We start from the raw sequence: 21,153 nt of genomic DNA, 5'->3' as shown, positions 1-21,153 counted from the left end.
CCGACAAAGAAAAGATCCAATGGCCACCCGACGCCCCGCCGCAGCACCCGCACCGCGCACCCGCAAGTCCGCCCCCGCCACCAAGCTCTTCATCCTCGACACCAACGTGCTGATGCACGACCCGACCAGCCTGTTCCGCTTCGAGGAGCACGACATTTTCGTGCCGATCATGACGCTGGAAGAGCTGGACAACAACAAGAAGGGCATGACCGAGGTCGCGCGAAACGCGCGCCAGGCCAGCCGGTTGCTGGATGAGATCGTCAGCGGTGCGGAAGACCTCATCGCCCTGGGGATACCGCTGGCGGCGGCGTCGAGCGACCTGGCGAGTGGCCACTTGCTGCTGCAGACCGAGGCGATCGATGGCGTGCTGCCGGCCGGACTGCCCACCGCCAAGGCGGACAACCAGATCATCGCGGTCGTGATGCACCTGTCGCAGCGCTATCCGGCGCGTCAGGTCATCCTGGTGTCGAAAGACATCAACATGCGCATCAAGGCTCGCGCGCTCGGGCTGCATGCGCAGGATTACTTCAACGACAAGGTGCTCGAAGACACCGACATGCTCTACACCGGCACGCGCGAGCTGCCGGAGAAGTTCTGGGACGAGCATGGCGGCAACCTTGAATCGTGGAAGGAGAGCGGCCGCACGCTTTATCGGGTGAAGGGCCCGCTGTGCCCCGACCTGCTGATCAACGAATTCGTTTACCGTGAAGCGGGCGCGAAGCAGGACAAGCCTTTCCATGCCGCAGTGCGCGAACGCAGCGGCAAGACCGCGGTGCTGGAAACGCTGGTCGACTACGGACACCACAAGAATTCGGTCTGGGGCATTCTGGCGCGCAACCGCGAACAGAACTTCGCGCTGAACCTGCTGATGAATCCGGATATCGATTTCGTCACCCTGCTCGGCCAGGCGGGCACCGGCAAAACGCTGCTGACGCTGGCTGCCGGACTGACCCAGGTGCTGGAGAGCAAGCTCTACAGCGAAATCATCATGACGCGCGTGACCGTGCCGGTCGGCGAAGACATCGGTTTCCTGCCGGGTACCGAAGAAGAGAAGATGACGCCGTGGATGGGCGCGCTCGAAGACAACCTCGACGTGCTGAACAAGACCGACGACCCGAACGCCTCCGGTGAGTGGGGCCGCGCCGCCACGCTCGACCTGATTCGCAGCAGGATCAAGGTCAAGTCGCTCAATTTCATGCGCGGGCGCACCTTCCTGAACAAGTTCCTGATCATCGACGAGGCGCAGAACCTGACGCCCAAGCAGATGAAAACGCTGATCACCCGCGCCGGCCCTGGCACCAAGGTGATCTGCCTGGGCAATATTGCGCAGATCGATACGCCCTATCTGACCGAAGGCAGTTCCGGTTTGACCTATGTCGTTGACCGTTTCAAGGGCTGGCCGCACAGTGGTCACGTGACCTTGCAGCGTGGCGAGCGCTCGCGCCTTGCCGATCATGCAGCCGAAGTGCTATGAGTGCCATGTGTGAAGTGATGAAGGAGCCGCAACCATGATTGATCCCATGCTTCTTGACCAGCAGTTGTGTTTCGCCCTCTATGCAGCGACGCATGCCATCACCCGTTGTTACTCGCCAGGGCTCAAGGCCCTCGGCCTGACCTACCCGCAATATCTGGTGATGCTGGTTCTGTGGCAGGAAGACGCGCTGACGCTCAAGGCGCTTGCCGAACGTCTGGATCTCGATTCGCCCACGCTGACGCCGCTGCTCAAGCGGCTTGAAGGCGCCGGCTACATCACGCGGGCGCGCAGCCGGATCGACGAGCGGGCTCTGGAAATCCGGCTGACCGATGCCGGACGCGCACTGCGGGAACAGGCGCGGCCCGTGCATGCCGGGGTGGCCGAACAGTCCGGTCTGCCGCCGGACGTCTTTGCGCGCATGCGCTCCGAACTGCACATGCTGAGCGCGCACCTGAAGCAGCATGATCAGGCCGCTCACGGCGCTGGCTGAACGAGCCGTCGCTCGCAGCCAGCCATTCAGTCGCCGAACAGTTTGCCCACCGCGTCGCCGACGCCTTTCACGACCGAACTGCCGGCACTGCCTACCCCGCGCACCAGGCCGCCGAGACTGACGCCGACCGATTCGGCGACGGCGCCGGTGACGCGGGTGGCGAATCCTTCGTTCAGCGAGAACGAAGGATCATCGATGCGGCCTTCCAGCGTGAAGTCGACGCTGATGCGCTCGTCCCTGTCCTTCATCAGCCCGACCACGGCCGCCCGCGGCAAGCCCATGAACGAGCCGCCGGAGGCAAGCTCCAGTCCTTTCAGCGTCAGCCTGCCGGGCGCTTTCAGGCGCTGTTCGACGACGACCGGCCGGATGTCCAGATCCATCGTGCCGCGCTTGACGCCGGTTTCCGCCGCCTTGATCAGATAGGGCTGGAAGGCCACCAGATCGACATCGCGCAGCGACAGTTCCAGCCGTGCATCGCGAGTCGCGGGCAGCACTTCGCCCTGCAACGTCAGGCGGCCGTCCTGTCGCACGCCTTTGACGACGCCCTCCATCTTGAGCGTGCTGGCGGTATCCAGCGCAGGAAGATCGAACGGTCCGATCTCTGCGTTCAATGCCTGCAAGGTCATCCGATGCGGTGTCCGGCGCACACTGGCGTCGTAGAAATCGAGCGCCGCGTCACGCAATTCGATGCGCGATACATGAACCGGAACGGGCTTTCGGGGAGATGCGTCCTGAGCGCCTTCCTGAACAGGCAACTTCTCCAGCAGCACCGGCAGCACCCTCAGTACGCCGTCACGCGTGCGCAACATCGACAGATAGGCGCCATCGACCGTGATGCGCTCGATGCGCACGCGTGCCGACAGCAGGTCGCGCAGTTGCGGACGCACTTCGACGCGTCGCGCACGCAGCTCGTCATCGGTCGGCCATCCCTGCTTGCCATCGCGCACGGCGCGAATGCGCACGTCGTGCAGCACGACCGACCCGAATCCGACATCGATCTTCGCAACCTCGCCGCGCGGCCCGAGGGCCGTCTCGATCTGATTGCGAAGCAGCAGCGGCGCAAGCAGGAAGGCGCCGAGCAACGACACGCCCGTCAGGGCCAGGAGCAGAACGGCGCGGCGCAGCCCGGAACGCATGTTCGCGTCAGTAGGAACCCGGCCGCGCCGCGTTGACGAAGCGGGTGTGTTCGCCCTGGAAGCCGAGCGTGACCGTGCCGGTCGGGCCGTTCCGGTGCTTGCCGATGATGATTTCGGCCAGCCCCTTGTCCTGCGTGTCCGGGTTGTAGACCTCGTCCCGGTAGATGAACATGATGATGTCCGCGTCCTGTTCGATGGCGCCGGATTCGCGCAGGTCGCTCATTACCGGGCGCTTGTTGGGTCGCTGTTCCAGTGCGCGGTTCAGCTGCGACAACGCGATGATCGGTACGTGCAGTTCCTTGGCCAGCGACTTGATGGAGCGTGAAATTTCGGAAATTTCCGCCGTTCGGTTCTCGCCATCGCGCGTGCCTGACATCAGCTGCAGGTAATCGACCACGATCAGGCCGAGCTTGCCGCATTGCCGGTACAGCCGCCGTGCACGGGCGCGCAGGTCGGTCGGATTGATGCCGCCCGTCTCGTCGATGTGGATGGGCGCTTCATGCAGCTTGCCCAGTGCCATCGTCAGCCGGCCCCAGTCATCGTCGGTCAGCCGTCCGGTGCGCAGACGGCCCTGATCGATCTTGGCGACCGATGACACGAAACGCATGGCCAGCTGGGTGCCTGGCATTTCGAGCGAGAAGATGGCGACCGGCAGCCCGATGTCGACGGCGATGTGCTCGGCGATATTCAGCGCGAACGAGGTTTTGCCCATGGCCGGACGGCCGGCGACGATGATCATGTCGCCCGGTTGCAGGCCGGCCGTCTTCGCATCAAGGTCGATGTAGCCAGTCGGCACACCGGTGACGTCGGACGGATCGTCGCGGTCGTACAGTTCCTGGATACGGTTCACCACCTGGACCAGCAAGGGCTGGATGGCGACGAAGCCGGAGCCGCTGCTGGCACCGGCTTCCGCAATCTCGAAAATCTTCGATTCCGCTTCGTCGAGCAAGGTCTTGGCATCGCGTCCGCGCGGTGACAGCGCACTCGCCGCGATTTCATCGCCCACGCTGACCAGCTTGCGCAGGATGGCGCGCTCGCGGACGATTTCCGCGTAACGGCGGATGTTCGCTGCCGACGGCGTGTTGTTGGCGATTTCGCCCAGATACGCCAATCCTCCGGTCTGTTGTCCCTCGTCGGACTTTTCGATCGACTCGTACACGGTGACGACGTCGGCCGGCTTTCCCTGTTCGATCAGCTTCGCGATGTGGCGGAAGATGCGACGATGGTCATCGCGGTAGAAATCGGATTCGCCGACCTGGTCACCGACGCGGTCCCAGGTACTGTTGTCGAGCAGCAGCCCGCCGATCAGGGATTGTTCGGCTTCGATCGAATGGGGCGGCAGCTTCAGTGCAGCGATCTGCCTGTCCTGCGAAGCCTGTGCGGCCTGCGCGTCGGGGTTGCCTGCGTTGCGCACGATGCTCATTGTGGTGTTTTCGTTTCCTGGAAGCGGTGCCGTCAATCCGGCAATCTAGTCCGGCCGGGCGTGCGGCACAACGGCACAAGCTGTGGATAAGCTGTGGGCAGCGATGTGGCTCTGCTGGAAGTACATCTGGACGCCAACTCGAAAACAAAAAAGCCACCCTGCGGTGGCTTTTTTGCTGCGACCCGGCCAGCTGGCCGGAAGCGACGATCAGCTTTCGCCGACCACTGCCACCGTGACGTTGACCAGCACATCCGAGTGCAGCGCGATTTCGAACTGGCTTTCGCCGGTCGTCTTCAGCGGACCATCGGGCATGCGGACCATCGACTTGTCGACCGGGAACGACTGGGCGACCAGCGCCTCGGCGATGTCGGACGTCGACACCGAGCCGAACAGGCGACCATCGACACCGGCCTTGCGCACGACCTGAACGGTCACGCCTTCCATCTTTTCGGCGACGGCCTTGGCGCCCGCCAGACGTTCGGCAGCCGCCTTTTCCAGTTCGGCGCGACGCGTTTCGAACACCGCCAGGTTTTCCGGCGTGACGCGCTTGGCGCGGCCGGTCGGAATCAGGAAATTGCGGGCGTAACCGTCACGCACCTTCACCACATCGCCCAGATCGCCGAGCTTGGCCACTTTATCCATCAGGATGACTTGCATGGTTGTCTCCTCGCTTACTGGTGCAGGTCAGTAAAAGGCATCAGCGCAAGGAAGCGGGCGCGCTTGATGGCCGTGGACAGCTGGCGCTGATAGCCGGCACGGGTGCCGGTCAGTCGGGCCGGCATGATCTTGCCGTTCTCGGAGATGAAATCCTTCAGGATTTCGACGTCCTTGTAGTCGATTTCTTCGATCTTCTCGGCGCTGAAGCGGCAGAACTTGCGGCGCTTGAACATGCTGCGCGATCCGCGATCGTCCTTCTTCTTTGCGTTCTTCGGTCTGAAAGCCATGGTGGTTCCTTCCATTTTTGCGACGGTTCGCGGGTCAGCGTTCCGTCACGAATTCAATGCTGTTCATGTGCATGACTGCCTGCCTGCTTCGTGCGCTGCGGGCAGCCATGAATCCCTGTGCGATCAACGCGGTTCCGAGCGGTGCGGCGGCGAGCAATCCGGCCTGGTCTCCGAGCAGCACGAAGTCTGTTTCAAGCCTGACTTCGCGCGGCACGCCGTTTTCGATCTGCTGCGAGTGGTGTTCGAGACATCCCCGCAGGATCGGCACGCCAGCCGGTGTGTGCCTCAGCGCGTCACGTTCGATCAGGATGGCGTGCAACGTGAAACTGTTGATCGCCTGACCGGACGGATTCGCCTTGCGCGCCGTATCCGTTCCGCCGTCGATCAAGCGGCCGGCTGTTCGGCGACCGGCTCGGCTTCTGCAGCCGGTGCCGGGTCAGCGGACGGTGCCAGCAGCGAACGCGACTTCTCTTCCTTCATCATCGGCGAAGGCGTCACGACAGCCTTGCGCATCTTGATCGTCAGATGGCGCAGGACGGCGTCGTTGAATTTGAAGGCGTGCTCGAGTTCGGCCAGCGTTTCGTTGTCGCACTCGATGTTCATGAGCACGTAGTGGGCCTTGTGTACCTTCTGGATCGGATAGGCCAGCTGACGGCGGCCCCAGTCTTCCAGACGGTGAATGCTGCCACTGCGACCGGTGACGAGCGTGCGGTAGCGCTCGACCATTGCGGGCACCTGCTCGCTCTGGTCCGGATGGACGATGAAAACCACTTCGTAATGTCGCATGTAATCTCCTTGCGGTTTTTGCCCGCCTGCCCTGCGGCAGACCTGGCGGTTAAGCCTCCCGGCATGCGAGTCCGGTGAGGCAAGGTAAGCCAAACATTATAGCCCGGAAAATCAAGGCCTCACAAGCCGGACCGGGCGCTGCGCTGGCGTCTGGCCTCGAACAGGCAGATGCCGCTGGCAACCGATACGTTCAGGCTTTCAACCGTGCCGTGCATCGGAATCATCGCCAGCACGTCGGCGGTTTCGCGCGTCAGCCGGCGCAGGCCGTCGCCTTCGGCGCCGAGCACCCAGGCCACCGCGCCGGACTGGTCGACGGCATACATCGACTGCGTCGCCTCGCCGGCCGCGCCGATGGTCAGGATGTCGCGCTCCTTCATTTCGCGCAGGCTGCGCGCCAGGTTGGTGACGGTCACATAGGGCACGGTATCTGCCGCGCCGCTGGCCACCTTGATTGCGGTGGCGTTGAGGCCGACCGCACGGTCGCGCGGCGCGACCACGGCATGGGCACCCGCCGCATCGGCGACTCGCAGGCAGGCGCCGAGATTGTGCGGATCCTGGATGCCGTCGAGTACCAGCAGCAGCGGCGGTTCGGACAGCGCATCGAGCACGTCGTCCAGCGAGCGATAGGGAATCTGCGCCAGCACGCGCGCCACTACACCCTGATGGCGGGCGGCCCCACCTGCCAGCCCGTCAAGCCGTGCCGGATCGGTCTGCACCAGCTTCACACCAGCCGCTTCGGCCGCGCGGACGAGGTCGCGCATGCGGCCGTCGGTCCGAGCCGTCGAAACGAACACTTCCTTCACGCTGTCCGCGGCGTGACGGATTTTTGCCGTCACCGCGTGGAAGCCGAAGATGTAACGCGTATCGCCACTCATTTCCGGCCACCACGCTTCGGTGCAGCCGGCTCAGGCGGGGTCTCGTTCGTCCCGCCGCCGTTTGCTGCGGCCGTCTTCGATGATCTGGCGGGCGACTTCGAGAGCAGCAGGGCCGCAGGTTTGCCGGCCGCTTTCGCAGCTGGCTTCGTGGCCTTCGATTTTGCAGCTTCACGCTTCGCGGGCTCCGGCTTTGCAGCCTTGGGCTTCGCAGCCTTTTTCGCGCCGCTTTTGGTTTGCTTGGCTGGCTTGGCTGGTGCGTCAGGCGCTGCTTTCGATGCCGCTTTCGGTTTCTTGCCAACGGACGGCTTGTCCGGAACAGCGTACGGGGACGAAGCGGCCGCAGACGCCTGAGCCGCCTTCCTGGCTGCCCGACCCCGACCGGCTTTCACCGCCTTCGGCGGCGGCGTGGGCTCGACCGGTTCGACGGCGACCCGCTTGCGCGATGAAGGACCGGTCGGCCCGGCTTTCGGCGTCAGCGATGCGCGCGGCACGCGCCCGAAATCGTCGCCACCGCCCGCCAGCCTGAATTCGATGCGGGTGTTGTCCAGATCGACTCGCACGACCTGAATGCGCACCCGGTCAGCGAGGCGATACATGCGTCCGCTGCGCTCGCCAACCAGACGATGCTTGCCCTCTTCGTAGTGGAAGTAGTCAGCGCCCAGTTCGGAAATGTGGACCAGCCCTTCGATGAAGACATTGTCCAGCGCGACGAACAGACCGAATGGCACGACAGCCGAAACGCTGCCTTCGAACTCTTCGCCGACGCGATCCTGCATGAAATAGCACTTGAGCCAGTTCTGGACGTCGCGACTGGCTTCGTCGGCACGCCGCTCGGTGGTCGAGCAGTGCAGGCCGATGTCCGACCAGTCACCCGGCTCGTACCGCTTCTTCGCGAGCGCCGCCTTGATCGCGCGATGCACGAGCAAATCGGGATAACGACGGATGGGCGACGTGAAGTGGGTGTAGGCCTCGTAGGCAAGACCGAAGTGGCCGACGTTGTCGGGGCTGTACACCGCCTGACGCAACGAACGCAGCATCACGGTCTGCAGCAACTGGCGGTCCGGCCGATCGCCGATCTGCGTCAGCAGCGCGGCGTAGTCCTTCGCGTGCGGCTTGTCGCCACCGCCGAGCTGGAAGCCGAATTCGCCGAGGAAGGCGCGCAGCTTCTGCAACCGGTCCTCGCTCGGGCCTTCGTGCACGCGATACAGCGTCGGCTGCTTGCTGTCTTCGAGAAAGCGTGACGCGCACACGTTGGCCGCGAGCATGCATTCCTCGATCAGCCGGTGCGCATCATTGCGGGCATACGGAACGATGCGGTCGATCTTGCCTTCATCGTTGAACAGCATCAGCGTTTCGACGGTTTCGAAGTCGATTGCGCCGCGCTTGGCACGCGCCTTCTCGAACACGCGGAACACCGCATCGAGTGCTTCGAGGCGCGGCAGCAGCGGCTGCAGGCGTTCGCGCGTCGCAGGGTCCTTGTCGTAGATCGCAGCCGCCACTTCGGTATATGTCAGCCGTGCCTTCGAATTCATCACTGCAGCGTAAAAGCTGTAGTGCTGGATGGCGCCGGTGGCCGACACATCCATGTCGCACACCATGCACAGGCGATCGACTTCCGGGTTCAGCGAACACAGGCCATTCGACAGTTTCTCGGGCAGCATCGGAATGACGCGGCGCGGGAAATACACCGAATTGCCGCGTTCGAAGGCGTCGATGTCTAGCGGCGCATCCGGCTTCACGTAGTGACTGACATCGGCGATGGCGACGATCAGGCGGAAGCCCTTGCCCTGCCGTTCGGCGTAGACCGCATCGTCGAAGTCGCGCGCGGTTTCACCGTCGATGGTGACCAGCGGCAGCGCGCGCAGATCTTCGCGCTTGCCGATGTCTTCCGGCCGTACTTCGTCGGGCAGGCGTTTTGCCGCAGCGAGTGCCTTGGCGGAAAATTCGTGCGGCATGTCGTGCTTGCGCAGCGCGATTTCGATTTCCATGCCGGAATCGCCGAAATTTCCCAGGACCTCGACCACGCGGCCGATCGGCGGCGTGTAGCGGGTCGGCTGTTCGATCAGTTCGACTTCGACCACGCTGCCGGCGGCGGCCTTCAGTGCCCGCTTGCCCTTCTCGGGCGCGGCCAGCACGATTTGCTGGCGGATGCGGCGGTTCTCGGCAATGCAGAACTGCACGCCGTGCTCTTCGACGACGCGGGCGACCAGACGCGTATTGCCGCGCTCGGTGACCTCAACCACCCTGCCCTCACGGCGGCCGCGCCGATCTAGCCCGGTGACGCGCACCAGTACACGGTCGCCATGCAGCACGCTGCGCATTTCCTGTGCGCTGAGGAAGATGTCGCCCTTGTCGCCTTTTTCGCCCTTCTTGTCCTTGCCGTCACCGGTGATGACGAAGCCGAACCCGTCCGGGTGTCCTTCGACCCGCCCTGCCACGAGGTCTGCCTTGTCGGGAATGATGTAGGCATCGCGCCGGTTGCGCATCAGCTGTGCCTCGCGCTCCATCGCGCTCAGGCGGCGCACGAAGTGCTCGCGCTCCTCGGGCTGGATGTCCAGCGCTTGCACGAGCTCGTCGGCGCTCATCGGCATGCCGGTCTCTTCGAGCGTCTGCACGATGTACTCGCGGCTCGGCAGGGGATTGTCGTAACGCGTCGACTCGCGTTCGAAGAACGGGTCGGCGCGTCGAATCTTGCTCGGTGAATTCTTCTTCTCTGTTTCTCTTGACAACGTGAATGCTTTCTTTAGAATGCGCAGCCTCTTGCCCAGGTGGCGAAATTGGTAGACGCGCTAGTTTCAGGTACTAGTGCCGCAAGGTGTGGAGGTTCGAGTCCTCTCCTGGGCACCAAGAAGCAAGGACGAAAGCCGACAGCGATGTCGGCTTTTTTCTTTTCCTGTCCGCTTTATTCCTGCCGACGTTCCTGACGGCATCGGTCACTGTACCCATTATGAACCGCATGGCCTTCACGGACATGCGGCCCCCGGCCCCGCCATCACTCACTCGAACGGATGGCGCAGCAGAATGGTTTCGGTACGGTCAGGTCCGGTGGAAATCATGTCGACCGGTACGCCGCAGATTTCCTCGATGCGCTTGAGGTAACTGCGGGCATTCGCCGGCAGTTCATCAAGCGCCTTGATGCCGAAGGTCGTGTCCTTCCAGCCCGGTAGCGTTTCATACACCGGCTCGCAGCGCGACAGCTCTTCGGCGCCGACGGGCAGGATGTCCGACAGCTCTCCTTCGATGCGGTAACCGGTACACACCTTCAGTTCCTCGACGCCATCCAGCACGTCAAGCTTGGTCACGCACAGGCCGGATATGCCGTTGATCTGGATCGAACGCTTCAGCGCGGCGGCATCGAACCAGCCACAGCGACGCGGACGACCCGTGGTGGCACCGAATTCATTGCCCTTGGTGGCCAGATGGCGTCCGGTGTCATCGAACAGTTCAGTCGGGAACGGTCCGCCGCCGACGCGCGTCGTGTAAGCCTTGGTGATGCCGAGCACGTAATGCAGCATCGTCGGGCCGACGCCGGCACCCGCCGCCGCCGCACCCGCGACGCAATTGCTCGACGTGACAAAGGGATAGGTGCCGTGGTCAATGTCGAGCAACGTGCCTTGGGCCCCCTCGAACAGCAGGTTCGAGCCCGCCTTGTTCGCTTCGTACAGGGCGCGCGGCACGTCGGCCACCAGTTTTTCGATGCGCGGCGCCAGCGCCAGCGCGCCATCCAGCGTTTGCTGGAAGTCGACCTTGGGCGCGCCGAAATACTGCGTCAGCACGAAGTTGTGATAATCGAGTATCTCCGCCAGCTTGGCTGCAAAACGCGTCGGGCGCAGCAGGTCCTGCAGGCGCAGCGCACGGCGCGCCACCTTGTCCTCGTAGGCTGGGCCGATGCCTCGACCGGTGGTGCCGATCTTGTTCTCGCCCTTGGCGGTTTCGCGGGCACGATCGAGCGCCTGGTGGTACGGCAGGATCAGGGGACAGGCTTCCGAAATGCGCAGGCGCGCCGCAACATCGACTCCGGCAGCCTCCAGTTCGTCCATCTCGGACAACAGCGCCTCGGGTGACAGCACGACACCATTGCCGATGTAGCAGGCCACGCCTTCGCGCAGCACGCCGCTCGGAATCAGGTGCAACACGGTCTTCTTGCCACCGATCACCAGCGTATGGCCAGCGTTGTGACCGCCCTGGAAGCGCACCACGCCCTGTACCGAATCGGTCAGCCAGTCGACGACCTTGCCCTTGCCCTCGTCGCCCCATTGACTGCCGACGACCACTACGTTCTTTGCCATGCTTAAACCTTTCTATCGAGCGACACGATCTGCCACTCACCTTCAACGAATTCCAATTGGCGGTCACATCCCAGTTCGGCGACATCGTCCGGATGACCCGGCAGGTCCACCACGACGATTTCGCCGGCGTCACGCAATGCGCGAACCCGCTGCATCAGCGCGGCATCATGGACATACGGCGCGCGGATGCCCGACCGCCGTTCGAGTTGCGGCGCCTGACGCGCCAGCTGGCGCAGATCCAGGCTGAATCCGGTCGCCGGACGCGCCCGGCCGAAACTCTTGCCCACTTCATCGTAGCGCCCGCCGAGCGCGATCGCCTGCGCCTGACCGGCACAGTATGCGGCGAACGTAATTCCACTGTGGTAGTGGTAGCCGCGCAGGTCCGCGAGGTCAAAACCGAGTGCATCGGCATCGACTGTCGCACCCACGCGTTCAAGTTCCGCCAGCGCGGTCGCGATTTCCGGGAAATCCGGCAGCGCTGCGCGCGCTCGCGCCAGCGTGTCAGCCTTCCCGTACAGATCGGGCAGTGCGAGGAAGGCAGCCTTGAGCGTGGCGGGTTCATCCACCAGCAGTTGCCGAAGCGACGGCATGTCCTTGGCCTGAAGCGCTGCAAACAAGTCCTGCAATCCGTCTTCGCTGCGCAGCTGAGGTGACTCCAGGCGGTCGGCCAGCGCTCGAAAAATGCCGACATGGCCAAAATCGATGCGTGCGAGCGCAACCTGCGCAACATCGAGCGCCGTCAGCAGCAAGGTGACCAGTTCGACGTCTGCCTCGATCCCTGCGTGGCCGTAAAGCTCTGCACCGAGCTGTATCGGTTCTCGCGTCGCGTTGAATCCGGACGGCAGCGCATGGACGACCGGGCCGCAGTAGCACAGGCGCACCACGCCGCTGCGGTTCAGCAGGTGGGAGTCGATGCGTGCGACCTGGGGCGTGATGTCGGCACGCAGTCCCATCGTTCGACCAGACAGCTGATCCACCAGTTTGAAGGTACGCAGATCCATGTCGCGCCCGCTGCCGGTCAGCAACGATTCGATGTATTCGACGAGGGGCGGGACGACGAGCTCGTAGCCCTGGGTCAGGCACTCATCCAGCAGGCGCCGACGCAGGCTTTCGACCTGACGTGCCTCATCGGGCAGCAGGTCTTCGATCGATTCGGGCAATAACCAGCGACGCATCACTTGAACAGCGCAATCAGCGCAATACCGATAATCATTGAGGTCAGACCGACGAAACGAAGCTGGCCGTCGGCCAGCTCGGTCGCTCTGCGGAAAGTTTCACGCCACAGGCGCGGCGCCACGAAAGGCAGGACGCCCTCCAGGACGAGCATCAAACCCAAAGCGATGAGAAGTATTGAATCCATCACGAAAAAAGCACAGCCCGCATTGCGGGCTGGTGACTTTTCATTCCGTACGGCGAATAAATAACCGGTGGACTATACAGCAGCGCGGACGCCTGGGGTTCCGATGCTCATTTCACCGGCTGCCGACCGCTGTTGTTGAGATAGCGGAAGAAATCGGACGTCGGCTCGATGACCATCAGGTCGCTCTTGTTGCGAAAGCTCTTCTGATACGCGTCCATGCTGCGGTAGAAGGCGTAGAACTCCGGGTTGGAGCCGAATGCGTCGGAGTAGATGGCCGCTGCCTGGGCGTCGCCGTCACCCTTGACCTTCTGCGCTTCCCGGTAGGCCTCTGCGACGATGATTTCACGCTGACGGTCGGCGTCGGCACGGATCTTCTCCGCTTCGGCCGAACCGAGCGAGCGCAGCTCGTTGGCAACACGCTTGCGCTCCGCTTCCATCCGGCGATACACCGATTCGGACACCTCGGTCGGCAGGTCGACGCGTTTCAGCCGCACATCGACGATTTCCACACCGATCTTGACCGCATCGACATTGGCCTTGCTGCGCATGTCTTCCATGATCTTTTCGCGCTCGCCCGACACGACCTCATTGACCGTGCGCCGACCGAATTCCTCGCGCAACCCTGCGTTCACCGTCTGCAGCAGGCGCGTTTCCGCGAGTCGCTCGTTGCCACCGACCGAGATGTAGTACTGCTTGACGTCGGTGATGCGCCATTTGATGAACAGATCGACCAGCACGTTCTTCTTTTCCGACGTGATGTAGCGCTCCGGGTCAGCGCTGTCGAGCGTCAGGATGCGGCGGTCAAACAGGCGCACGTTCTGCACCAGCGGCCATTTGAAATGCAGGCCGGGCTGCTCGATCACGGTGCGCACTTCACCGAGCTGGAACACGATGGCGTACTGGCGCTGATCGACAGTGAACAGCGAGCTGGACAGCACGATCAGCGCAACGATGATTCCACCGAAAAAAAGAGGTAGCTTTTCGCGCATCAACGCTCTCCTCGCTCACGTGCGCGCAGAGCATCGCGCGATCGCATGTCGGCCGCCGCAGCGTCACCGGACATGGACGGAAGCGTCGTCGATTCATTGCTGCGACTGCCCGCCGCGACATCGACCGCAGCGGCGCCTGCCTGTTGCATAAGCTTGTCGAGCGGGAGATACAGCAGGTTATTGCCGCCCTTCGCGTCGAGCAGCACCTTGCTCGTATTCATCATGACCTGTTGCACCGTGTCTATATACATACGCTGGCGTGTGACTTCCGGCGCTTTCACGTATTCGGCAAGAATCTGCTTGAAGCGGCTCGCATCACCCTGCGAAGTCGCAATGATCCGTTCCTTGTAGCCGTTGGCCTCTTCAAGCAATCGCGAGGCGGTACCGCGTGCCTTGGGGATCACGTCATTGGCGTACGCCTGACCTTCGTTCTTTTGCCGTTCCAGATCCTGTCCCGCCTTGACTGCGTCATCGAATGCGGCCTGCACCTGCTCCGGCGGCTGCGCGTTCTGCAGCGTCAGGCGGCTGATCTGGATGCCGGTCTGATAGCGGTCCAATATCTGCTGCATGATGCGCTGCGCGTCGGCTGCGATCTGTTCCCGTCCTTCGTAAAGCACGAAGTCCATCTTGCTCTTGCCGACCACCTCCCGCATTGCGGTTTCAGCGGCATGTACAACCGACTCCTCGGGCAGGCGGTTCTGAAACAGGTAAGCGACGGGATCCTTCAGAATGTACTGCACCGCGAACTGGATGTTGATGATGTTCTCGTCGTCGGTCAGCATCAGTGCTTCCTTGAGCACCTTGTTGCGTTCTGCACCGCGATAGCCCACTTCGACCGTGCGCACGCCGGTCAGATTGACCAGCTCGTGCGAGTCAATCGGATACGGCAGGCGCCACTGAAGTCCCGGGTCGGTCGTCTCGACAAGCTTGCCGAAACGCAACACGACGCCGCGCTGGCTTGCGTCAACGATGTAAAGACCGCTGGCCAGCCAGACGATGACGATCAGGCCGAGCACCACGCCGATGCCGCTGCCGAACTGACGTGGCGTCACCGGCGGACGGCTTTCGCCACCGCCATTGTTCGACTTGCCGCCGAAAAGCCCGGACAGACGCTTGTTGAAATCGCGCCACAGGTCTTCCAGATCGGGAGGTCCCTGGTTGCCGCCTTTGTTGCCATTGCCGCCCTGATTGCCCCAGCGGGGGTCATTCAGCGACATCAAGATCGCATTCAGCACGTTCGGATTGGACAGGTAAGGATGAAAGTTGAGGGGAGCGCTTGTCGTCTTCCGTGGAAGACATGTCACCGCTCTCTGCTGAGTTGATCACTCGGAGTGCGGAATTCGTCCGCGGTTCCAGGTTCAGGCCTCGGGGATCGTCATTTGGCTGCACCCGCTGCGCGGCGGCAATCATTTCAGCCTGTAATCGCGCTGCGATGACTGACCGCAGATCAGCCAAACCCGCACCGGTGCGAGCACTCACGCGCACTTTGCAAATGTTATCACAGCCAGCCGGATCGGCTCCCGGCTGCAGCGCAGGCATCAGGTCTACCTTGTTCAGCACCCGTATCTGCGGCACCGCATCGGCGCCGATTTCGGCCAGTACACGATCAACCGCGGCAATCTGCGCATCGCGATCCGGTGCCGACGAGTCGATGACATGCAGCAGAAGGTCGGCGCCGGCAGTTTCTTCCAGCGTCGCGTGGAAGGCCGCGACCAGTGTATGCGGCAGGTCGCGTATGAAACCCACCGTATCCGACAAAACCACCTGCCCGAATTCACCGAGGTAGAGCTGCCGCGACGTCGTGTCCAGCGTGGCGAACAACTGATCCGCGGCATAGCTGCCCGCCTTCGTCAGGGCATTGAACAACGTGGACTTGCCGGCATTCGTGTAACCGACCAGCGCGACCACAGGCGTCGACTGCCGCTCGCGCGACTTCCGGCGCACGCCGCGTTGGCGCTCGACCTTTTCAAGCCGCTCCTTCAGCGCCTTCACCCGGTGGCCAAGCAGGCGGCGGTCGGTTTCAAGCTGCGTTTCACCCGGACCACGCAAGCCGATGCCGCCCTTCTGCCGTTCCAGGTGGGTCCAGCCGCGGACCAGACGGGTCGACAGGTGTTCGAGCTGGGCCAGTTCGACCTGCAGCTTGCCCTCATGACTGCGCGCGCGCAGCGCAAAGATATCGAGGATGAGCGCATTGCGATCGATGACGCGTCGCGAGAGCGCCCGCTCGAGATTGCGCTGCTGGCTGGCCGACAACTCGTGATTGAACAGGACGATGTCCGCTTCGTTGGCATTGGCGAGGTCGAGAATCTCGGCGACCTTGCCCTTGCCGGCGAAGGTTGCCGGATCGGGAGCTTGCCGCTTGCCCCCTGCTCGCGCTACCGGCACCGCACCCGCACTCAGTGCGAGCAGCGTGAATTCGTCCAGCCGGTCCTCGTAATCGCCTTTGCCGAGATCAAGCTGGACGATGACTGCACGCTCGCCTGTCTCCGGCCGCTCAATCATGTGAACGAAGTACCTGCCGATGACCGTTTTCGCCGGTCAAGCGCCGTCGCCCTGGTCGTGCTGGATGTTCACCGGGCGCGCGGGCACTACAGTCGAAATTGCGTGCTTGTAGACCATCTGCGTCACCGTGTTCTTGAGCAGTACAACGTACTGGTCGAACGACTCGATCTGACCCTGGAGCTTGATGCCATTAACAAGGTAGATCGCGACCGGCACGTGCTCACGGCGCAGGGTGTTGAGGAAGGGGTCTTGTAGCATTTGCCCTTTGTTGCTCATGTGGACACCTCTTGTTTATTTGAAATAGGACTCTACTGGATTTTTTGATGCACCGCAGCTTCAGACCCCCGGCCACGCATTTTGATCCCCGATTGCTTCATCATTTCTTCGATGCGACGAACGGATTGTGCGCGGTACGGAATTCGACCCTAAGCGGCGTGCCCTGAAGCCGGAATATTTCCAGAAAATAGTGTTCGAGATAGCGCCGGTAACTTTCGGCAATATGTTCGAGTGCGGCGCCGTGAATGACGATGACCGGCGGATTCATTCCGCCCTGGTGGGCATAGCGCATCTTGGGCCGGAAAAGACCGTGCTTCGGGGGCGACTGCTTCTCGACCGCCGCCTGCAGCGCACGCGTCAGCCTGGGCGTCGGAAGTTTGGTCATCGCCGCTGCGTAGGCGGCGTCCACGGCACCGAACAGGCCGCTCACGCCCAGCCCCTCCAATGCCGAAATGTACAGATGGCGCGCAAAGCCCAGAAAACCCAGCTTGCGCGCGATTTCACGCTTGAAGATTTCGCGCCGGTAACTGTCCACGGCGTCCCACTTGTTGACCGCCAGCACCAGGGCACGGCCGCTTTCGACGATGAAACCACCGATATGGGCGTCCTGATCGGAGACTTCCTGCGTTGCATCGAGCACCAGCACACACACGTTCGCCTGCTCGATCGCCTGCACTGTCTTGATGACCGAAAACTTCTCGATCGTTTCGAACACCCGTCCCTTGCGGCGCAGCCCGGCGGTATCGATCAGCGTGTAGCGCTTGCCGTTGCGTTCGAACGGGATGCTGATCGCGTCACGCGTCGTACCCGCCTGATCGAAGGCGATGACACGCTCTTCGCCCAGCAGCGCGTTGATCAGCGTCGATTTCCCGACGTTCGGGCGACCGGCCACGGCAATCTTCGGGACCCGGTCATCCGGTTCCACCTCGTTGTCGTCGGCAAAGCCGCTCAGGCAATGGTCAAGCAGGCTGCGCACGCCCTCGCCGTGGGCGGAGGAAATCACGTGCAGATCACCCAGCCCGAGCTCGTGAAATTCGGCCGCGACGATTTCCTGCCGCATGCCTTCGGCCTTGTTCACCGCTACCACCAGAGGTTTGCCGACACGGCGCAGACGGGCGGCGATTTCCCGGTCATGCGCGGTCAGACCGGCTCGACCATCGACCAGGAAAATCAGTACATCCGCTTCGGCAATTGCCTGTTCGGCCTGCGCCGCCATTTCGACCATGATGCCGTCGCGTGCGGTCGGCTCGAATCCACCGGTATCGACTACGAGAAACGGCCGGTCACCGAGGCGGCCGTTGCCGTAATGACGGTCGCGCGTCAGACCGGGAAAATCGGCGACCAGCGCGTCTCGGGTTTTGGTCAGCCGGTTGAACAGTGTCGACTTGCCGACGTTGGGGCGACCTACGAGTACCAGGACGGGTTTCAAGCTATATCCTCAGCGGGCCGCCAGGGCCCGCACGATGCCGGCGCGGCTCTGCGCCACGAAAGCTGTGCCATAAGGACGCAGCGACGCATTGACCGTGCTGCCGTCACCCTTGACCCGGGCGAGGAAGGCGCCGTTCTCGGTGCTCAGCAGATGCAGCAGTCCCTCGCCATCGGCGACCGCTACAGCGCCATCGAGCGCCAGTGGCCGCCCTGGATAGCGGCGCTTGAGCTTGTCCTGCTTCCAGACGCTGGCGCCGGTCGCGCGATCCAGCGCATGAATGGCACCATTGTCGTCACTGACGTAGAGATTCTGGGCGTCGATATCGATGCCGGCGGCACTCGATATATCGCGTGTCCAGATCGATTTTCCGGTACTCAGTTCGAAGCACGCCACTCGCCCCTGAAAGGCCGAGGCGCACACGTCCCGACCGACGATGACCGGCAGGCTGGATACGTCGGCGATGCGTTCGAGCTCCGTCGCGCCACGCGACAGCGCCACGTTGGATTCCCACACCGCTACGCCGGTGCTGCGGTTGATGGCGACGAGCTTGCCGCCCGGGAACCCTGCAATCAGCAAGGACGGGGTGCTGATCAGCCCGGCGTGGGTGCGCAGCGTCAGCGACGGATTCGGTCGCTGGTAATTCCACTTGCGCGCGCCATCAATCGCCGTGAATGCCTGGATGCGGTTGTCGGCGCTGCGCACGAACACCATGTCGTCGGTTACCAGCGGCGCGCTCAGCACTTCGGAACTGACGAGACCTTCCCACAGCGGCTTGCCGTCGAGGTCGAACGCCAGCACATCGCCCTTTTCAGTGCCGACGACAAGTTGCCGCTCATTGGCGCCGATGCCACCCGACAAGGGCTTGCCGGCGTTGATCTTCCAGATCTGCCTGCCGTCGTCCAGACGGGCGATCGTTCCATCGCGCGCGGCGACGAAGATGCGGCTGCCGATCACCGCAGGTTCGAAAACCGAATTGCCGGACTGACCGACTTCGTAGCGCCATAGTTCGGTTATCGGAACACTGGCTTCAAGCGGCTCGAGTAGCGGCATCTTGGGCCTGGGCGGGCCGCTGAACGGATTGAGGCTGTCCAGGCTGTCGAGCGTTGAGCCACACCCCGCCAGCAGTGCGCTGGCCACCAGCAGAACGGTCAGTCGCGTCACCGGGCGCCACCGACCGCATCGAGCTTGATCTCGACCACGTTGCGATAGCCCTGCGGTGCAGCGTTGGCCAGCGCGCCACCTGCCTTGGCGTTGTCGTCGATCTTCGTCAGCGCGGACTGATAGGCCGTGCGCGCTTCGTCCCGCTTGTCCTGCATCAGCAGCACATCACCGCGCGCTTCGAGAAAGCGCGCTTCAAGCGCTGGGGCGACCTTGCCGTCGAGCTGTTTGTTCGCCTCGTCAAACGCCTGTTCCTCGATCAGCACATACGCCAGCCGCAGGCGGCCCAGATCGCGCAGCATGTCTTCCGGAGCGTTCGCCTTCACCCATTCCAGCTGCGCGCGCGCAGTCTTGGTGTCGCCGTTGTCGACATGCAGCTTGGCCGACAGCAGCGCGCCGAGGCTCGCATACGTACTGCCGCCGAAATGTTCGGTCAGCTGTCCGGCGGTTTCGCGGGTTTTCTTCAGGTCGCCGGCAAGGGCGGCGTCCTGCAGCGCGTCGAACACGACGCTGGCCTTCACCGCCTGGTCACGGTTGTACCAGTTCCACGCCTGATAACCGATCAGCGATGCTGACACCGCGATCACCGTCCAGGTGATCAGATTGCCCCAAGCCGCCCACCATGCCTTGATGGTTGAAAGCTGTTCCTGCTCTTCAAGATCGAGTGCTGCCATGTCCTGGACTCCTGTCCGGTTATTCCGGTTGTAGATTGATTTTCAGTGCAACAACGGTTCTTCGTCGTCGGTGTCGTCGCCACCGAGCAGCAGCATGGCGAGGTGTTCGGCCACGTCGTCACGGCTGATGCGCATCTGGTCTCCCCCGCGCAAGGGCTTGAACGTCACATCGCCCGATGCGACTTCGTCTTCGCCCAGTATCAGCGCGACCGCAGCGCCGGAGGCGTCGGCGCGCTTCATCTGCGACTTGAAGCTGCCACCGCCGCAATGCATCAGCGTGGCGAAGCCCGCGTCGCGCAGCTGCTCCGACAGCGCGAATGCCTCCGCCTGGACGCCTTCTCCCGAGTGGACGACATACGCTTCCGGACGTTCGATCAGCGCGTCGGCCTGTACCGGATTCCACAGCGACAGCAGACGTTCGATGCCCATTGCAAAGCCGGCTGCCGGGGCAGGCTTGCCGCCGAGCTGCGAAACCAGTCCGTCGTAGCGGCCGCCAGCACACACCGTTCCCTGGGCGCCAAGCTGGTCGGTCACCCACTCGAATACGGTGAGGTTGTAGTAATCCAGGCCGCGCACCAGCCTCGGATTGATGCGGAACGGGATATTGGCGGCGCGCAGCGTGTCCTGGATGGCGGTGAAATGCGCCAGCGATTCCTTGCCCAGATAGTCGGACAGCTTCGGCGCCGCCTCGACCAGCGCCTGCATGGCCGGGTTCTTGGTGTCGAGGATGCGCAGCGGATTGCTGTGCAGGCGGCGCTTCGCGTCCTCGTCCAGTTGCTCCTGGTGCGCTTCGAAATAGGCGATGAGTTCGGCGCGATGCTGCAGGCGCTCCTCGGGCGAGCCGAGCGAGTTGATTTCCAGCCGGATGCCCATCAGGTCGAGGTCGTCCCACAGGCGCTGGCACATCATGATCAGTTCGGCGTCGACATCGGGCCCGGCGTAGCCGAGCGCTTCCACGCCGACTTGATGGAACTGGCGGTAGCGACCTTTCTGCGGGCGCTCGTGACGGAACATCGGGCCCATGTACCAGAGCTTGCGTGGGCTGTCATACAGCAGATTGTGCTCGGTCACGGCGCGCACGCAGGAGGCGGTGCCTTCCGGGCGCAGCGTCAGGTTTTCACCATTGAGCGCATCTTCGAAGGAATACATTTCCTTTTCGACGATGTCAGTCACTTCGCCGATCGCGCGCTTGAACAACGGCGTGTGCTCGAGCAGCGGCATGCGGATCGGGCGGTATCCGTACGCGCGCAGCCAGTCACGCACGATGGTTTCGAAGGCTTCCCAGCGTTCTGCCTCGTCCGGCAGGATGTCGTTCATGCCGCGAACGGCTTGCAGTTTGCTCATTGTT

Annotated in this window: 21 protein-coding genes and 1 tRNA gene; 3 read left to right on the top strand and 19 right to left on the bottom strand. The window is 63.0% G+C overall.

Annotated features, from left to right (window positions below; translation table 11 throughout):
* Nucleotides 1-19 precede the first annotated feature (19 nt).
* Both NMQ14_RS03765 and NMQ14_RS03760 read left to right on the top strand, forming a co-directional pair.
* Nucleotides 20-1,474 carry a PhoH family protein gene (locus NMQ14_RS03765; RefSeq protein ID WP_257093602.1) on the top strand — a complete coding sequence of 485 codons (1,455 nt, stop codon included), beginning with the start codon at nucleotides 20-22 and terminating at the stop codon, nucleotides 1,472-1,474.
* A 34-nt stretch (nucleotides 1,475-1,508) separates the two neighbouring features.
* Nucleotides 1,509-1,964, top strand: coding sequence for a MarR family winged helix-turn-helix transcriptional regulator (locus NMQ14_RS03760; protein WP_257093600.1), 456 nt, complete (start codon nucleotides 1,509-1,511; stop codon nucleotides 1,962-1,964).
* A 26-nt stretch (nucleotides 1,965-1,990) separates the two neighbouring features.
* Here NMQ14_RS03760 and NMQ14_RS03755 read toward each other — a convergent pair whose 3' ends face one another.
* The 8 genes from NMQ14_RS03755 to rnr form a co-directional block, all read right to left on the bottom strand.
* Nucleotides 1,991-3,100, bottom strand: coding sequence for a DUF748 domain-containing protein (locus tag NMQ14_RS03755; RefSeq protein WP_257093598.1), 1,110 nt, complete (start codon nucleotides 3,098-3,100; stop codon nucleotides 1,991-1,993).
* Nucleotides 3,101-3,107: 7 nt separating this feature from the next.
* Nucleotides 3,108-4,523, bottom strand: coding sequence for a replicative DNA helicase (gene dnaB / locus NMQ14_RS03750; protein ID WP_257078476.1), 1,416 nt, complete (start codon nucleotides 4,521-4,523; stop codon nucleotides 3,108-3,110).
* Nucleotides 4,524-4,730: 207 nt separating this feature from the next.
* Nucleotides 4,731-5,180 carry a 50S ribosomal protein L9 gene (gene rplI, locus NMQ14_RS03745; RefSeq protein ID WP_257093597.1) on the bottom strand — a complete coding sequence of 150 codons (450 nt, stop codon included), beginning with the start codon at nucleotides 5,178-5,180 and terminating at the stop codon, nucleotides 4,731-4,733.
* Nucleotides 5,181-5,194: 14 nt separating this feature from the next.
* The gene (gene rpsR / locus NMQ14_RS03740) at nucleotides 5,195-5,467 is read right to left on the bottom strand and encodes a 30S ribosomal protein S18 (RefSeq protein ID WP_069040341.1); all 273 of its coding nucleotides are present in this window, start codon (nucleotides 5,465-5,467) and stop codon (nucleotides 5,195-5,197) included.
* 34 nt (nucleotides 5,468-5,501) lie between these two features.
* Nucleotides 5,502-5,855: a primosomal replication protein N gene (priB, locus tag NMQ14_RS03735; RefSeq protein ID WP_257093595.1), complete on the bottom strand. Its 354-nt coding sequence runs from the start codon at nucleotides 5,853-5,855 to the stop codon at nucleotides 5,502-5,504.
* On the bottom strand, nucleotides 5,852-6,253 hold the full coding sequence (gene rpsF / locus NMQ14_RS03730) for a 30S ribosomal protein S6 (protein WP_257093593.1): 402 nt from the start codon (nucleotides 6,251-6,253) through the stop codon (nucleotides 5,852-5,854). The genes priB and rpsF overlap by 4 nt, the downstream gene beginning before the upstream one ends.
* Nucleotides 6,254-6,372: 119 nt before the next feature.
* Nucleotides 6,373-7,128, bottom strand: a complete 756-nt coding sequence (gene rlmB, locus NMQ14_RS03725; protein WP_257078473.1) for a 23S rRNA (guanosine(2251)-2'-O)-methyltransferase RlmB — start codon at nucleotides 7,126-7,128, stop codon at nucleotides 6,373-6,375.
* Nucleotides 7,125-9,857 carry a ribonuclease R gene (rnr, locus tag NMQ14_RS03720; RefSeq protein ID WP_257093591.1) on the bottom strand — a complete coding sequence of 911 codons (2,733 nt, stop codon included), beginning with the start codon at nucleotides 9,855-9,857 and terminating at the stop codon, nucleotides 7,125-7,127. Before rnr ends, rlmB begins: the two co-directional genes overlap by 4 nt.
* Nucleotides 9,858-9,890: 33 nt before the next feature.
* Here rnr and NMQ14_RS03715 point away from each other — a divergent pair.
* Nucleotides 9,891-9,975, top strand: a tRNA-Leu gene (locus tag NMQ14_RS03715).
* 149 nt (nucleotides 9,976-10,124) lie between these two features.
* Here the strand turns inward: NMQ14_RS03715 and NMQ14_RS03710 are convergent.
* From NMQ14_RS03710 to hisS, 11 genes are all read right to left on the bottom strand, one after another.
* Nucleotides 10,125-11,417: an adenylosuccinate synthase gene (locus tag NMQ14_RS03710; RefSeq protein WP_257078471.1), complete on the bottom strand. Its 1,293-nt coding sequence runs from the start codon at nucleotides 11,415-11,417 to the stop codon at nucleotides 10,125-10,127.
* A gap of 2 nt (nucleotides 11,418-11,419) precedes the next feature.
* Nucleotides 11,420-12,592, bottom strand: a complete 1,173-nt coding sequence (locus NMQ14_RS03705) for an ATP phosphoribosyltransferase regulatory subunit (protein ID WP_257093589.1) — start codon at nucleotides 12,590-12,592, stop codon at nucleotides 11,420-11,422.
* Nucleotides 12,592-12,777: a DUF2065 domain-containing protein gene (locus NMQ14_RS03700; RefSeq protein ID WP_257093587.1), complete on the bottom strand. Its 186-nt coding sequence runs from the start codon at nucleotides 12,775-12,777 to the stop codon at nucleotides 12,592-12,594. The genes NMQ14_RS03705 and NMQ14_RS03700 overlap by 1 nt, the downstream gene beginning before the upstream one ends.
* A gap of 107 nt (nucleotides 12,778-12,884) precedes the next feature.
* Complete coding sequence (hflC, locus tag NMQ14_RS03695) at nucleotides 12,885-13,766, bottom strand: protease modulator HflC (protein ID WP_257093586.1); 882 nt, start codon at nucleotides 13,764-13,766, stop codon at nucleotides 12,885-12,887.
* Complete coding sequence (gene hflK / locus NMQ14_RS03690) at nucleotides 13,766-14,983, bottom strand: FtsH protease activity modulator HflK (protein ID WP_257093584.1); 1,218 nt, start codon at nucleotides 14,981-14,983, stop codon at nucleotides 13,766-13,768. The genes hflC and hflK overlap by 1 nt, the downstream gene beginning before the upstream one ends.
* The gene (hflX, locus tag NMQ14_RS03685; RefSeq protein ID WP_257093582.1) at nucleotides 14,970-16,268 is read right to left on the bottom strand and encodes a GTPase HflX; all 1,299 of its coding nucleotides are present in this window, start codon (nucleotides 16,266-16,268) and stop codon (nucleotides 14,970-14,972) included. The genes hflK and hflX overlap by 14 nt, the downstream gene beginning before the upstream one ends.
* Nucleotides 16,269-16,304: 36 nt before the next feature.
* Nucleotides 16,305-16,544: an RNA chaperone Hfq gene (hfq, locus tag NMQ14_RS03680; RefSeq protein ID WP_257078466.1), complete on the bottom strand. Its 240-nt coding sequence runs from the start codon at nucleotides 16,542-16,544 to the stop codon at nucleotides 16,305-16,307.
* 100 nt (nucleotides 16,545-16,644) lie between these two features.
* Complete coding sequence (gene der / locus NMQ14_RS03675) at nucleotides 16,645-17,973, bottom strand: ribosome biogenesis GTPase Der (protein ID WP_257093580.1); 1,329 nt, start codon at nucleotides 17,971-17,973, stop codon at nucleotides 16,645-16,647.
* Between the two features lie 9 nt (nucleotides 17,974-17,982).
* The gene (gene bamB / locus NMQ14_RS03670) at nucleotides 17,983-19,134 is read right to left on the bottom strand and encodes an outer membrane protein assembly factor BamB (protein ID WP_257093577.1); all 1,152 of its coding nucleotides are present in this window, start codon (nucleotides 19,132-19,134) and stop codon (nucleotides 17,983-17,985) included.
* Entirely contained in the window at nucleotides 19,131-19,805 is a 675-nt protein-coding gene (locus tag NMQ14_RS03665) for a tetratricopeptide repeat protein (RefSeq protein WP_257093576.1), read from the bottom strand. The genes bamB and NMQ14_RS03665 overlap by 4 nt, the downstream gene beginning before the upstream one ends.
* 42 nt (nucleotides 19,806-19,847) lie before the next feature.
* Nucleotides 19,848-21,149: a histidine--tRNA ligase gene (gene hisS / locus NMQ14_RS03660; protein WP_257093574.1), complete on the bottom strand. Its 1,302-nt coding sequence runs from the start codon at nucleotides 21,147-21,149 to the stop codon at nucleotides 19,848-19,850.
* Nucleotides 21,150-21,153 lie beyond the last annotated feature (4 nt).

It is taken from the genome of Methyloversatilis sp. XJ19-13, assembly GCF_024580155.1.
Taxonomy (GTDB): Bacteria; Pseudomonadota; Gammaproteobacteria; order Burkholderiales; family Rhodocyclaceae; genus Methyloversatilis.
This window is presented reverse-complemented; position numbering and strand designations above follow the sequence as displayed.

Excerpts from the sequence above, each read along its gene's own strand:
- NMQ14_RS03765 (WP_257093602.1), top strand. The coding sequence starts at position 20 with ATGGCCACCCGACGCCCCGCCGCAGCACCCGCACCGCGCACCCGCAAG.
- NMQ14_RS03760 (WP_257093600.1), top strand. The coding sequence starts at position 1,509 with ATGATTGATCCCATGCTTCTTGACCAGCAGTTGTGTTTCGCCCTCTAT.
- NMQ14_RS03755 (WP_257093598.1), bottom strand. The coding sequence starts at position 3,100 with ATGCGTTCCGGGCTGCGCCGCGCCGTTCTGCTCCTGGCCCTGACGGGC.
- dnaB (WP_257078476.1), bottom strand. The coding sequence starts at position 4,523 with ATGAGCATCGTGCGCAACGCAGGCAACCCCGACGCGCAGGCCGCACAG.
- rplI (WP_257093597.1), bottom strand. The coding sequence starts at position 5,180 with ATGCAAGTCATCCTGATGGATAAAGTGGCCAAGCTCGGCGATCTGGGC.
- rpsR (WP_069040341.1), bottom strand. The coding sequence starts at position 5,467 with ATGGCTTTCAGACCGAAGAACGCAAAGAAGAAGGACGATCGCGGATCG.
- rpsF (WP_257093593.1), bottom strand. The coding sequence starts at position 6,253 with ATGCGACATTACGAAGTGGTTTTCATCGTCCATCCGGACCAGAGCGAG.
- rlmB (WP_257078473.1), bottom strand. The coding sequence starts at position 7,128 with ATGAGTGGCGATACGCGTTACATCTTCGGCTTCCACGCGGTGACGGCA.
- NMQ14_RS03710 (WP_257078471.1), bottom strand. The coding sequence starts at position 11,417 with ATGGCAAAGAACGTAGTGGTCGTCGGCAGTCAATGGGGCGACGAGGGC.
- NMQ14_RS03705 (WP_257093589.1), bottom strand. The coding sequence starts at position 12,592 with ATGCGTCGCTGGTTATTGCCCGAATCGATCGAAGACCTGCTGCCCGAT.
- NMQ14_RS03700 (WP_257093587.1), bottom strand. The coding sequence starts at position 12,777 with ATGGATTCAATACTTCTCATCGCTTTGGGTTTGATGCTCGTCCTGGAG.
- hflC (WP_257093586.1), bottom strand. The coding sequence starts at position 13,766 with ATGCGCGAAAAGCTACCTCTTTTTTTCGGTGGAATCATCGTTGCGCTG.
- hflK (WP_257093584.1), bottom strand. The coding sequence starts at position 14,983 with ATGTCGCTGAATGACCCCCGCTGGGGCAATCAGGGCGGCAATGGCAAC.
- hflX (WP_257093582.1), bottom strand. The coding sequence starts at position 16,268 with ATGATTGAGCGGCCGGAGACAGGCGAGCGTGCAGTCATCGTCCAGCTT.
- hfq (WP_257078466.1), bottom strand. The coding sequence starts at position 16,544 with ATGAGCAACAAAGGGCAAATGCTACAAGACCCCTTCCTCAACACCCTG.
- NMQ14_RS03665 (WP_257093576.1), bottom strand. The coding sequence starts at position 19,805 with ATGGCAGCACTCGATCTTGAAGAGCAGGAACAGCTTTCAACCATCAAG.
- hisS (WP_257093574.1), bottom strand. The coding sequence starts at position 21,149 with ATGAGCAAACTGCAAGCCGTTCGCGGCATGAACGACATCCTGCCGGAC.